Annotated in this window: 15 protein-coding genes; 7 read left to right on the top strand and 8 right to left on the bottom strand. The window is 66.8% G+C overall.

Translation table 11 applies throughout. The features are described 5' to 3' along the window. Together P1X14_RS15565 and P1X14_RS15560 are read left to right on the top strand one after the other, a co-directional pair. A partial coding sequence (locus P1X14_RS15565; RefSeq protein WP_277316313.1) for a GcrA family cell cycle regulator occupies nucleotides 1-441 on the top strand: 441 nt, incomplete at its 5' end. 50 nt (nucleotides 442-491) lie between these two features. Further along, the gene (locus P1X14_RS15560; RefSeq protein ID WP_277316312.1) at nucleotides 492-1,733 is read left to right on the top strand and encodes an aminotransferase class V-fold PLP-dependent enzyme; all 1,242 of its coding nucleotides are present in this window, start codon (nucleotides 492-494) and stop codon (nucleotides 1,731-1,733) included. On the opposite strand, the gene P1X14_RS15555 is transcribed toward P1X14_RS15560, so the two are convergent. The 4 genes from P1X14_RS15555 to P1X14_RS15540 all read right to left on the bottom strand — a co-directional run bounded on the left by P1X14_RS15555 (nucleotide 1,730) and on the right by P1X14_RS15540 (nucleotide 4,719). Beyond that, nucleotides 1,730-1,984 (bottom strand): hypothetical protein, encoded by a 255-nt coding sequence (locus P1X14_RS15555; protein WP_277316311.1) that lies wholly within the window; start codon nucleotides 1,982-1,984, stop codon nucleotides 1,730-1,732. The two genes, P1X14_RS15560 and P1X14_RS15555, sit on opposite strands and share 4 nt — an antisense overlap. 4 nt (nucleotides 1,985-1,988) lie before the next feature. Then, nucleotides 1,989-3,128, bottom strand: coding sequence for a serine hydrolase domain-containing protein (locus P1X14_RS15550; RefSeq protein WP_277316310.1), 1,140 nt, complete (start codon nucleotides 3,126-3,128; stop codon nucleotides 1,989-1,991). A 107-nt stretch (nucleotides 3,129-3,235) separates the two neighbouring features. Then, nucleotides 3,236-4,063 carry an outer membrane beta-barrel protein gene (locus P1X14_RS15545; protein WP_277316309.1) on the bottom strand — a complete coding sequence of 276 codons (828 nt, stop codon included), beginning with the start codon at nucleotides 4,061-4,063 and terminating at the stop codon, nucleotides 3,236-3,238. A gap of 116 nt (nucleotides 4,064-4,179) precedes the next feature. Continuing rightward, nucleotides 4,180-4,719: a demethoxyubiquinone hydroxylase family protein gene (locus tag P1X14_RS15540; protein WP_277316308.1), complete on the bottom strand. Its 540-nt coding sequence runs from the start codon at nucleotides 4,717-4,719 to the stop codon at nucleotides 4,180-4,182. 88 nt (nucleotides 4,720-4,807) lie between these two features. Here P1X14_RS15540 and parE point away from each other — a divergent pair, with 88 nt between their 5' ends. From parE to P1X14_RS15515, 5 genes are all read left to right on the top strand, one after another. Continuing rightward, complete coding sequence (parE, locus tag P1X14_RS15535; protein ID WP_277316307.1) at nucleotides 4,808-6,799, top strand: DNA topoisomerase IV subunit B; 1,992 nt, start codon at nucleotides 4,808-4,810, stop codon at nucleotides 6,797-6,799. Continuing rightward, nucleotides 6,792-7,433, top strand: a complete 642-nt coding sequence (locus P1X14_RS15530) for a hypothetical protein (protein WP_277316306.1) — start codon at nucleotides 6,792-6,794, stop codon at nucleotides 7,431-7,433. The genes parE and P1X14_RS15530 overlap by 8 nt, the downstream gene beginning before the upstream one ends. 77 nt (nucleotides 7,434-7,510) lie before the next feature. Next, a complete protein-coding gene (locus tag P1X14_RS15525) occupies nucleotides 7,511-8,047 on the top strand; it encodes a sigma-70 family RNA polymerase sigma factor (RefSeq protein WP_277316304.1) in 537 nt (178 codons plus the stop codon). Then, the gene (locus tag P1X14_RS15520; protein WP_277316303.1) at nucleotides 8,044-8,622 is read left to right on the top strand and encodes a hypothetical protein; all 579 of its coding nucleotides are present in this window, start codon (nucleotides 8,044-8,046) and stop codon (nucleotides 8,620-8,622) included. The genes P1X14_RS15525 and P1X14_RS15520 overlap by 4 nt, the downstream gene beginning before the upstream one ends. 51 nt (nucleotides 8,623-8,673) lie before the next feature. Further along, nucleotides 8,674-10,002, top strand: coding sequence for a serine hydrolase (locus P1X14_RS15515; protein ID WP_277316302.1), 1,329 nt, complete (start codon nucleotides 8,674-8,676; stop codon nucleotides 10,000-10,002). Here P1X14_RS15515 and P1X14_RS15510 read toward each other — a convergent pair. From P1X14_RS15510 to apaG, 4 genes are all read right to left on the bottom strand, one after another. Beyond that, on the bottom strand, nucleotides 9,999-10,253 hold the full coding sequence (locus P1X14_RS15510) for a hypothetical protein (RefSeq protein WP_277316301.1): 255 nt from the start codon (nucleotides 10,251-10,253) through the stop codon (nucleotides 9,999-10,001). The two genes, P1X14_RS15515 and P1X14_RS15510, sit on opposite strands and share 4 nt — an antisense overlap. Beyond that, the gene (locus tag P1X14_RS15505; protein ID WP_277316300.1) at nucleotides 10,250-10,789 is read right to left on the bottom strand and encodes a GNAT family protein; all 540 of its coding nucleotides are present in this window, start codon (nucleotides 10,787-10,789) and stop codon (nucleotides 10,250-10,252) included. The genes P1X14_RS15510 and P1X14_RS15505 overlap by 4 nt, the downstream gene beginning before the upstream one ends. Beyond that, the gene (locus tag P1X14_RS15500; RefSeq protein WP_277316299.1) at nucleotides 10,786-11,577 is read right to left on the bottom strand and encodes a LysR family transcriptional regulator; all 792 of its coding nucleotides are present in this window, start codon (nucleotides 11,575-11,577) and stop codon (nucleotides 10,786-10,788) included. Before P1X14_RS15500 ends, P1X14_RS15505 begins: the two co-directional genes overlap by 4 nt. A 100-nt stretch (nucleotides 11,578-11,677) precedes the next feature. Further along, on the bottom strand, nucleotides 11,678-12,076 hold the full coding sequence (apaG, locus tag P1X14_RS15495) for a Co2+/Mg2+ efflux protein ApaG (RefSeq protein WP_277316297.1): 399 nt from the start codon (nucleotides 12,074-12,076) through the stop codon (nucleotides 11,678-11,680).

Genomic DNA, 12,076 nt, shown 5'->3' with positions numbered 1-12,076 from the left:
CCGCCACGCGCCGCTGCGCCTGCACCCAAGCCGGTCGAGATCGATGATGGCGATGACGCCGATGACGGCGTGCCCGCCGCTGATGCGCCCGCCAAGCCCAGCGGTCCGGTGCTGCGCTCGGTCGGCCCCGGCGGTTTCCTGCGCCAGAATCCCGGCGAACAGTCCGCACCGATCACCCCCGCCCCGCCCCGCCGTCTGGTGCCTGCCAAGCCGAGCGAAGCGATTGCGGGCAAGACCAGCCTGCTCGATCTGAACGATCGCATCTGCAAATGGCCGCTGGGTCATCCGGGCGAGCCGGACTTCCACTTCTGTGGCGACAAGGTGAACCCGGGCTTCCCCTATTGCGTCGCGCATTGCGGCCATGCCTATCAGGCACAGCTGCCCCGCCGCGATCGGCGTCCCCCGCCGCCGCTGCCGTTCGGCGGCCCCCGAGTCCGTTAAGGGCGTTCGCCAAGGGCTGACGCCATATCGACAGAGGCGAGTGAGGTGTCATGGATCGCAGGACCTTGCTCGCCGGTGCAGCGCTGCTGCCCGTCTCCGCACGGGCGGCAGCGATGACCTCTCCCGCCGCCGAGCCCGATTGGGACGCCATCGCCGCGCAGTTCGACATGACGCGCGAGGTGGTTCAGCTCGAACATGGCAATTGGGGGATGATGGCGCGGCCGGTGCTGGCCGCCTATCAGGAACAAGTCGCGCGGGTGAACCGCGACACCAGCTATTATGCCCGCCGCACGATGATTGGCGATCTTCAGGCGGTCGAGGCGCGCGTCGCGACGTCGCTCGGCGTTTCGCCCGACGAGATCGTGTTGACCCGCAACGCCACCGAGGCGCTGAACGCCGCGATCGGCCGCTACAACAAGCTGCGGCCCGGCGACGCACTACTCTATTCCGATCTCGATTATGACAGCATGATCGCGTGCTGCGATAGTCTGGAGAAGACCCGCGGCGTCACGATCCACCGTATCGCCATTCCCGAACCCGCGACATGGCAGGGCGTGATCGACGCCTATGTGGCCGCCTTCGATGCCAATCCGAAGATCCGGCTGGTGCTGCTCACCCATCTCGGCCACCGCACCGGCCTCGCGATCCCGGTGCGCGAGATCGTCGCCATCGCACGCTCGCGCGGGATCGATTGCATCGTCGACGCCGCGCACAGCGTCGGTCAGCTCGACTTTGCCCTGCCCGATCTCGACGCCGATTTCGTCGGGTTCAACCTGCACAAATGGATCGGCGCGCCGCTGGGCTGCGGCGTGCTGTATGTGCGCAAGGGCCGCGTCGCCGATATCGATCCCGATCCGGGCGAAGGCAGTGCAGCACCGGACAGCCTGCGCGCCCGGGTGCACACCGGCACGGTCGATTATGCCGCCCAGCTGACCCTGCCCGCCGCGATCGATTTCCAGGAAGCGATCGGATCGGCCAATCGCGCCACAAGGCTGCGTGCGCTGCGCGACCGCTGGGTCCGCCCGCTGCGCGGCGTCGCGGGTATCGAGATCCTTACGCCCGACGATCCACGCATGCATGGCGCGATCACCTCGTTCCGCCTGACCGGGCGCAGCACCAGCGAAGCCAATATGGCGGTCGCCAAGGCGCTGCTGGAGCAGCATGGCATCTTCACCGTGTACCGCGGCGGCGTGGCGGGCGGCGCCTGCGTCCGCGTGACTCCGGCACTCGCTACGCGGATGGAGGACGTCGACCGGCTGGTCCCAGCCCTGCGGGCGCTGGCAGCCGGTTAGCTCTCGGTCAGTTCGACTACTTCGAAGTCATAGCCTTTCCAGCCGCGCTGGGCCGCCGCCACCGCCGTATCGGCCTTCTTGGCGTTCGCTTCCTTCAGCGACTTGGCATGGCCCCAGAACACTTCCGTCCGGCCATTCTCCAGCACCGCGACGATCCGCCAGTAATGGGTGAAGGGCAGGTTCGTCGGCCCGATGGTCTTCACATAGCCATCGGGCAGCGTGGCGGTCAGGTAACGCTTCTTCCTCGCCATCGCCTCAGAAGCCATATTCCCAGCCATAGGGCACGCCGGTCTCGCCCAGCGCCGCGCGGACCAGATCGGGAAAGGCCTTTTCGGCGCGGACGTCGTTGGCCAGGATCACGATACAGCGCCGCCCGCGCTCGACGCAGACCCAGCTGTTGCCCGTCGAGTCATTGTGCCCGCCCTTGAAGAAGCCGGGACCCTGCGGTCCCTGAAACGTCACCACGCCCAGCCCCGCCGACAGGCCGGGCCAGCGCTGATCGGCGGGCGCTTCGAGCAGGGTCGGGAATTGCGTGCGGCTGGTGATGGGAAGCTGCGGACGGACCATTTCGGCCCGGGACTTCGCGCTCAGCCCGTCGCCGCGAATGAAGCCTGCTGCGAAGCGTGCCATATCGGCGATGCTCGTATCCATCGATCCCGCCGCGCGCACCCGGCCGCGCTCGTCATGCGGCTCCACCGTGCCGTCCGCCTGCCAGCCATCGGCCAGATTGGCGGCGAAGTCCGGCCGCCAGATCATGCTGGTGTTGGTCATGCCGAACCGGTCGAACACGCGCCGCTGCATCTCGGCGCCCAGATCGAGCCCCAGCCCCTTCTCGATCGCAAACTGGAGCAGGATGATCCCCTCGCCCGAATAGGCGTAGCGGGCACCGGGGTCGAAGTGGAACTTCAGCTTCCCGTCCGGTTCGAGGAACGAGAAATTGGCGAAGCCGGTGCTGTGGGTCAGGACCATCCGAGGGGTGACCTTCCGCCAGCGCTCGTCCGCAGCCAGATCGCCCCAATTCCCGTATGCGTCGAGATTGCCATATTCGGGCAACGGCTTGGGCAGCATCGCGGCAATGGGCTTGTCGAGGTCGATCTTCCCTTCATCGACCAGCTGCATCACCGTATAGGCGAACACCGCCTTGGTGATCGACGCGCCATACATGATCGTCGCGTCCTGCAGCGGATCGCCCTTGGCGTTACGGGCGCCATAGGCACGGACGAACACGATCTTGCCGTCCTCGATCACCGCGATGGCCAGCCCCTTCGCGCCGGTCTTCGCCATCGCGGCAGTTGCGGCGGCATCCATCGTCGCGGCGCGATCCGGGCGGACCTGCGCCGATACCGGCATCGCCAGTGCCGCAACCATCGTCAACGCCGCCAGCCGAATCCACATCGCCACTCTCCCTTGCCTGCGCCGAGCTTAGGTCCGGAACCATGACGCGCAAACGACAAACGGCCGGAGGATCGCGCCTCCGGCCGTCTGCGTGACGATGGCTTGGATTAGAAACGGAAGTTGGCGGTCGCCTTGATCCCGTGATGGTCGAAGCGATTGTCGCTGCGGCGGAAATCGGTGCCCGACGTATTGCCCAGCAGGAACGGATTGGTCGCCGGCGCAGTGCCCGGTCCCGCGCGGACGGTGTAATCGTCGTCGTCATAGCGGGTGTAGAGATATTCGACGCCGAACGAGAAGTTCTTGCCGACCTTCTGCTCCACGCCGCCACCCGCAGACCAGCCCCAGACGTCGTTCTTGCCGCGACCGGTGAAGCTGTTGGCAGTGTTGCTGGTCGAGAAGCTGTGATCGACCTTGGCATAGGCGCCGCCGCCCGTGCCGTAGAACAGCGTGCGGCCGCCCGCGACATAGCCGAGGCGCGCGCGCAGGCCGGCATTCCAGTCGATCTCGCGCGTCATGGTATAGCGCGCCGGGGTGGTGCTGAAGCCGCTGACGCTGTCGCGGATCTCGGTCTTGCCGCCTTCGAGGACGACACCGGCCACGACATTGCCGAACTGGAAGTCCCAGCCGAGACGCGCGCTGTAGGTGATGCCGTCCTTGTCGTTGGTGCAGCCGACATTCGCGGTCGAGGTGGCCGCGCCATTGCAGAAGCCCGGCGAGAAGGCGTTGGCGGGCGCAGTGGTGACCACCGTGTCGCCGAAGGTGCCGTTGAGGTCGCGATCGAACAGGATCGTCTCGCCGACGTCATTTCCCTGGAACGAGTAACCGACCGAAGCGCCGATATAGGGGCCGTCGAATTCGGCTTCGCTCGTGTCCTGAGCGTAAGCCGGGGCCGTCGCAGCGAGCAGGCTCGCCGCGCCAAGAAGCAGCATTTTCATGGGGTTCTCCGTTTATGTTGCGATGGCAGATACGAACGGGAAACACGTTCGGACGCATCGCCCGGCGGAATTAGCGGTGAGGTGTTGCCCATGGGCAACAAGCGGCGATCGGAACTCTAGCGGCGCATCCCGATCCAGATCACCGCTTCGGTCGCGGCGCCGACACCCTTGTTCAGCACCCATTGCAGCGCGCCGCCGGTCAATTGCGCGGCGGACTCGTCATGGTGCCGCTGCTCGTCCGCGACGATCTCGCCGATGATCGCAGCCGCAGCGGGATCGCTGTCCCTCAGCACCGCCAGTTGTTCGCTCAGATGGCGCAACACCACCCGCTCGATCGCTACCGTCGTCGCGGCAATGGCGCGCGCGCCCAGCAATCCGGTGACGAAGCCCAGCATCGTCCCCAGCACCGCGCAGACCGGATAACTCGGGCATCGCCGGTCGCCACGCCGGGCGATCTCGGTGGCGAACAGCGCGCGGTGGCGCTGCTCATGCGCGATGAATTCGTCGATCTGCGCCAGCATGTCCGGCGCGGTCCAGCGCGCGAGGCGGCGTTGCATGCGATAGGTGCACACCGCACCATGCTCGCCGGCGTGATCGACCCGCAGGATACGGTCGCCCAGCGTCTCTCCGGGGGCAAGGCGGGCGGCAATGGTCACGCCGCGGTGATAGCCGCATCTGCCGCGCTTGTGGATAACCCCGTCCCACGCCTTGCGCGCCCGACTCCGCACCCCCTATACGTTCCCCATGTCCAGTAACGACGACGATCTGTTCCAGGCCCCCAACGCCGTTTCCGGCAATTACGACGCTTCGTCGATCGAAGTGCTTGAGGGCCTCGAGCCGGTCCGGCGGCGGCCGGGCATGTATATCGGCGGCACCGACGAGCGCGCCTTCCACCATCTTGCGGCCGAGATCCTCGACAATGCGATGGACGAAGCTGTGGCGGGGCATGCCAACCGGATCGAGATCACGCTGGAGCCGGGCAACCGGGTGACCATCACCGACAATGGCCGCGGTATCCCGACGGACCCGCATCCGAAATTCCCCGACAAGTCGGCGCTGGAAGTGATCTTCTCCACGCTGCACGCGGGCGGCAAATTCTCAGGGAAAGCCTATGCAACGTCGGGCGGCCTGCACGGCGTGGGCAGCAGCGTGGTCAACGCGCTGTCGATCGACACCACCGTCGAAGTCGCACGCGACAAGCAGCTCTATCGCCAGCGCTTCTCACAGGGTCGCACGCTCGGCCCGGTCGAGCATGTCGGCGGCACGCCCAACCGGCGCGGCACCAGCGTCACCTTCGTGCCCGATCCCGAGATTTTCGGGCCGGAAATGCATTTCAAGCCGGCACGGCTCTACAAGCTGGCGCGGTCCAAGGCGTATCTGTTCGCGGGCGTCGAGATCCGCTGGAAATGCGCACCCGAACTGATCACCGACGAGACCCCGCCCGAGGCGGTGTTCCAGTTCCCCGGTGGCTTGGCCGATCATCTGAAGGAACAGATCGGCGCGCGTGAAAGCGCCACCGCCGACTTCTTCTCGGGTTCGCAGGATTTCCCCGGCGAGAATAACGGCCGCGTCGAATGGGCGGTCGCATGGCCGCTGTGGAGCGACGGGTCGTACAGCTGGTACTGTAACACTATCCCCACGCCCGATGGCGGCACGCACGAGGCCGGCCTGCGCGCCGCGCTGACCAAGGGCATCCGCGCGTTCGGCGAGCTGGTGGGCAACAAAAAGGCCAAGGACATCACCGCGGACGATGTGATGACCGGCAGCGAGCTGATGCTCAGCGTCTTCATCCGCGACCCGCATTTCCAGTCGCAGACCAAGGACCGTCTGACCTCGCCCGAGGCAGCGACGTTGGTCGAAAAGGCCGTGCGCGACCATTTCGACCATTTCCTGTCGGACCATATGGATCGCGGCAAGGCGCTGCTCGGCTATGTGCTCGAACGGATGGACGACCGCCTGCGCCGCAAGCAGGAGCGCGAGGTCAAGCGCAAGACCGCGACCAGCGCACGCAAGCTGCGCCTGCCTGGCAAGCTGACCGATTGCTCGGCCGACGATCCGGCCGGCACCGAACTGTTCATCGTCGAAGGCGATTCGGCAGGCGGCAGCGCCAAGCAGGCACGCGACCGCAAGACGCAGGCGATCCTGCCGATCCGCGGCAAGATCCTGAACGTCGCCTCGGCAACCAGCGCGAAGATCCTCGCCAATCAGGAAATCGCCGACCTGATCCTCGCCATGGGCTGCGGCACCCGCAAGGACTGCCAGCCGGATAACCTCCGCTACGAACGCATCATCATCATGACCGACGCAGACGTGGACGGCGCGCATATCGCCACGCTGCTGATGACGTTCTTCTTCCAAGAAATGCCCGATCTGGTCCGGCGCGGGCATCTCTACCTCGCCCAGCCGCCGCTCTATCGCCTGACCGTGGGCGCAAAGTCGCTCTACGCCCGCGATGACGCACACCGCGCGGAGATCGAGGCCGGGCCGTTCAAGGGCAAGAAGGTCGAGGTCAGCCGTTTCAAGGGGCTTGGCGAGATGAACCCGAACCAGCTCAAGGAAACGACGATGGATCCCGCCACGCGCGGGATGCTTCGCGTCACCCTGCCGCAGGAATATGAGGAGCGCGCGGGGGTAAAGGATCTGGTCGACCGGCTGATGGGCAACAATCCTGCCCACCGCTTCGCCTTCATCCAGGAGAATGCGGCGCGTCTGGAGGAAGACGCGATCGATGCGTGAGGCGTTGCTGGTCGCGATGCTGATCGCACCGGCCGCCGCGCAGGCCCAGGAGCAAACGCAGTATATTCGCTGCCAGACCAGCATCGAGACTGCCGAGCGGCGATCCAGCTATCTGGCAGATTATGTTCGCGAACCCGGCAAGCCAGCGACACTGTTCCGCGCGACCGGGACCGAAATGGTTTTCCCTCTGTCGGTGGAATTTGCCGACGGCATCCGGCCAAGCGGGGGCAATATCTCGGCCTGGCACCGGGTCGAACGGGTCGGGCAGGTCGAGCATTTCGGTCAGGCCGGCTTCGCCGAAACGCTGGAAGGCGATGCAATCCGCGATCAGGCGCTGATAGAGATCGCAATCGTCGATCGCCCCTCACCGCTTTCGGTCAAGGGATATGCTTATGGATCGGGCCGCGCAGAACTGTCGCTGTTCGCCAACTGGCTCTGGAACGAGGCATGGGATGGCGGCTTCTCGCAGCCATTCACGATGCAGGTTCGCATCGACGGGAAGGTTGTGGCGACGGCCCGGTTCGATGCCACGCCGCTGGCGCAAGCCGAACAGGTGATGGCCTCGCGCCTGGCTCGCTGGGACGCAGTGCGCAACGGCGGAGACTTGCCCGCCGGATGCGCCATCGAGGAATGAAACCGGCGCCCGCAAAACCGATGCTGTAAGAAATGTCACGCCCGCTCGTCTAAAGCTTCATGACGGGAGGCGGCACAGTGCAGCATCGGGATCGGCAACAGGGGAAGGACGCGCACGACCGGCTCTATGCCGATGCGTCGGCGCGCTACGCCCCCGCTCTCGCCCGGCTCGCCCGCGCGACCGAGTTCGATGCCGACAAGGCGCGCGATCTCGAACAGGACATGCACTTCGCGCTGTGGCGCAGCCTCGCCGCATTCGACGGGCGATGCGCGCTCGGCACCTGGGTCTATCGCGTCGCCCATAATGTCGCCGCCACCCATGCCGCCCGCCGCGCGGGATCGGCAAAGCTGGTCGCGATCGAGGCGGCGGCGGACATCGCTGCGCAGGATAACCCGGAAGCGGCGGTAGGCGACGCACAGACGCTCGAACGGCTGCGCCGCCTGATCGCCCGGCTCAAGCCCGCCGACCGCAGCGTGATCCTGCTCTATCTCGAAGGGCTGGACGCCGCCGCCATCGCCGAGATCACCGGACTGACCGCCGGCAATGTCGCGGTGAAGATCCACCGCATCAAGGCGCTGCTCGCGCAACATTTCGCCAGAGGAGACGCGGCATGAGCGACTCGATCCTCGCGCTCTGGTCCACCGACCAGAAGGACGCCACCGGCCTCACCCCTGACGAGATCGAGCGGCGCGCGCGCCTGCTGCGCCGCCGGGTGATGCGCCGCGACGCGATCGAATATGGCGCGGGCGTGATCGTCCTTGCCGGGTTCGGCTGGGCAATCGCAGCGTTGCCGGTGTGGAGCATCCGCATCAGCTGTATCGCGATCATGATCGGTACCATCGCCGTGATGATCAACCTGTGGCGCCGCCGCATTCCCGAACCGTCCGCGGCATTCGGCGGGGCAAGCATCGCCTTCTGCCGCGACCAGCTCGTCCGGCAGCGCGACATGCTGGCGAGCGTGTGGCGCTGGTATCTGGGGCCGTTCATGCCGGGGGTGCTGATGTTCCTCGTCGCAGTCGGCTGGGAAACCGCGCGCCACAAGCCGCTTGCTGCGGCGATCATCGGCGTGGCGATCCCCGCGATTCCGGTGCTGGGGATGTTCGTCCTGGTCCATTTCCTCAACCGTATCGGCGCGAGACGCCTGCAGGCCGAGATCATAGCGATCGACCGCGAAGCCGATGTCGGTTGACGCGCGTCTAAATTTGATATCATAATTATATCGAACAGGGAGATTCGAACGATGAGATTCGCCATCGCAACGCTGATGCTCGCCACCCTGCCGGTCGTCCCGGCACTGGCGCAGACCGCCCCCGCGACTCAGGAAGCCGCGCCGGTCGCATCCGAGCAGCTCAAGACGCGCCTCGCCGAACTGGTCACGCTGTTCCAGGGCAAGGGCGATTATGAAGCCTATTTCGCGCCGGGCTTCCGCGCGATGGTGCCCAAGGCGCAGATGGACCAGACCATCACGCAGGTCGTCGCGACGCTCGGCCCGGTTACGCGCGTGGAATCGGTGACGGTCAAATCGCCCTGGGTAGCGGAGATCGTGCTCGGCTTCCGCGACGGCACCGCCAGCGGCGTGATCGGCGTCGACGCCACCCCGCCGCATCAGGTCAGCACCTTGCGCTTCACCGGACTTTCCGGGCGCGAGGCGAGCATCGATGCGGTCCGCACCACGCTGCGCGCACTGCCCGGCAGCACCGGCTTCGCCTATGCCCGGCTCGGCGACGGCGCGCCCACGCTGATCGCCGGCGACAATAGTGAGCGCCCCTTCGCCTTGGGATCGGGCTTCAAGCTGATCATCCTCGCCGAGCTGATCCGCGCGACCAATGCCGGCGAGCGCAAATGGGACGACATGGTCACGCTGGACGGGCGCCCCCTGCCCGGCGGCACCTATACGCTCCTGCCCGCAGGCACGAAGATCAGCCTGCGCGAGCTGGCGTCGAAGATGATCTCGATCAGCGACAACAGCGCGACCGATATCCTGCTCCATCTGGTCGGCCGCACTCGCGTCGAGGCGATGCTACGCGTCACCGGCGTCGCCGATCCCGCAGGTATGATCCCGTTCATGTCGACGCTGGAGATGTTCAAGCTGAAGGGCATTCCCAGCATGGCCGAGCGCTATCTCGCGCTCGACGCCACCGGCCGCCGCCGCATGCTCGACGGCGAAGTGACCAGCGCGCCGATCACCGACATTTCCCCAACGCTGTTCCGCGACGGCAAGCCGATCCTGATCGACCGGCTGGAATGGTTCGCCACCCCGTCGGACATGGTGCGGGTGATGGACTGGATCCGCCGCAACACCGCCAGTGGCGCGGGTGCGGAGGCGCGCAAGATCCTGGGCATCAATCCCGGCGTCGGCCCGGCCGTCGCCGCGCGCTGGAAGAGCGTGGGCTACAAGGGCGGCTCCGAACCCGGCGTGATCCACATGACGATGCTGCTCGAGGGCAAGGACGGCAACTGGTACGTCGTCACCGGAAGCTGGAGCAATCCGGCTGCCGCGGTCGAAGATGCCCGCTTCGCCACGCTGATCGGCCGCGCGGTGGAACTGGCGGCGCCCCCGGCACCCTAACCGCGCATCCGTAGCTGGTGATATTTCGTGCGTGCGGCGATGGCGGCGATCATCGTCATCAGCCCCACGCCGACCACCGCGCCCGGCACTAGAGCGGGCATCTCGGGCCAGGCATAGAGCCGTACCAGCGCGATCATGCCCCCGATGGCCGCCAGCGCGACGCCGGTCCGCCGCAGGCCCACCGCGACGCCGCGCAGTTCCTGCCGATAGGCGGCGCGCTGGACCGGATCCTTCAGGTCGGGCGGGGTCATGAGCGGCTCGCAATCCAGTCGTCGCGCAGCAGGCCGTACAGCGTCGTGTCGCGCACGCCGATATGGGTTTCCCATTCCTGCCGCAGATAGCCTTCCAGCTTGAAGCCCAACCGCTCCAGCAGACCGCGCGAAGCGACGTTATCCGGATCGGTATCGGCAAACACGCGGCGCTGTCCCTCGTCAAAGATCTGGTCGATCACCCGGCTCACCGCTTCGCGCGCGATCCCCCCGCCCCAATGCGCGCGGTTGAGGATATAGCCGATCTCGGCGACATTGCCCTGCCGCTTCTCGCCCACGGCGACGGTGCCGATGGCGGTGTCGTCTCCCTTCAGCGTGATCGCCCATGCGCGCCAGCCCGGCCGTTCGCGCGAAATCTCTTCGACGGTCTGTTCCATCCGCTCGTGCGCGGCGCTGGACCACCAGTGCATCAATTCGACATCGCTGAAGATCGCGTGCAACGCCGCTGCATCCGCCACGCTGCGGGGCCGCAAGATCAGCCGCTCGCTCGTCAGAACGGGCGTCTCGCGCGGGGTCACGCGCCCAGCGCTTCGACCAGCGACTTGACCTTCTTCTGCCGCCATTGGGGCAGCGGCGCGACCAGCCAATAGCCGAGCCGCGACGAGCGCGCCTCGCCGATCATCGCCACCCGGCCCGCTTCGATATCGCCGCGCGCCAGCAGCTCGGGTACCGTCGCCCGGCCCAGCCCCTGCGCCGCGGCATCGAGCGCGAGGCCCGCATCGGCGACGCGGACCAGCGATCCGGCGTCTTCGGCCAGACATCCGGGCCAGGCGATCGCGGTGTCGATCCCGCCACCGGGTGCCTCGACCGTGACCATGCCGTCGCTTTCCAGCGCCTCGCCCTCATGCTCGCCCGGGCCTTCGCCCCAGCGGATCGCGAGATCGAGATTGGCTTCGGTGAAGTCGATCGCGTCGTCGGCGGGCACCAGCACGAAGCGGATCTCGCCATCGCCGCGCGCGATCTCGGCCAGCCGCGGCATCAGCCATTTGGCCGTCAGGTCGCGCGGCGCGGCGATGGTCAGCGACTTGGACGATTGCCCGGCCTGCATCGCCCGCACCGATTCCTCGAACTGCAGGAAGCCCGCACGCAGCGCGGCGAGGCCCGCTTCGCCCTCCGGCGTCAGTTCCAGCCCCTTGGTGGTGCGGCGGAACAGGACGACGCCCAGCGTATCCTCCAGCGCACGGATCTGCTGCCCGACTGCCGCCGGGGTCACCGCCAGCTCGTCGGCTGCACGAGTGAACGACAAATGCCGGGCCGCCGCGTCGAGCACGCGCAGGCCGTTCAGGGGAAGATGGGTCCGCTTCATATCGCCCGCGCCCTACTCCACCGTTCGTTTCGAGCGAAGCCGAGAAACAATTGTGCGCGGTGAAGCTCCGCAACTGTGCTCGCAGCGGACGAGACGCGGGTCATCCCGCCACCGCCGGCGCCAGCAGCGCGAATTTGGGGATCGCCACGTCGAAGCCTTCGCCGTCCTCGGCGACCATGTGATAGCTGCCCTGCATGTTGCCGGTCGGCGTCGCCAGCGGGCAGCGCGAGACATAGTCGAAGCTCGCGCCCGGCGCGATCATCGGCTGTTCGCCGACCACGCCTTCGCCTTCCACCGAATGCTGGTGCCCGCGCCCGTCGGTGATGATCCAGTGGCGCGTGAGCAGCTGCACCGTGGACGGCCCGTCATTCTCGATGCGGATATGATAGGCCCAGAACCAGCGGCCGCGATCGGGTTCGGACTGTTCGGGGAGGTACGAGACCGAGACCCGCACGGTGATCCCGCGCGTCTCGGCTTCCTCGTTGAACAGTGCCTTCAT

Origin of the sequence: Sphingomonas sp. AOB5 (assembly GCF_029433115.1) — a bacterium.
Taxonomy (GTDB): domain Bacteria; phylum Pseudomonadota; class Alphaproteobacteria; order Sphingomonadales; family Sphingomonadaceae; genus Sphingomonas.
Note: the sequence above shows the minus strand (reverse complement) of the source record. Positions and strands in the feature narration are given on the sequence as shown.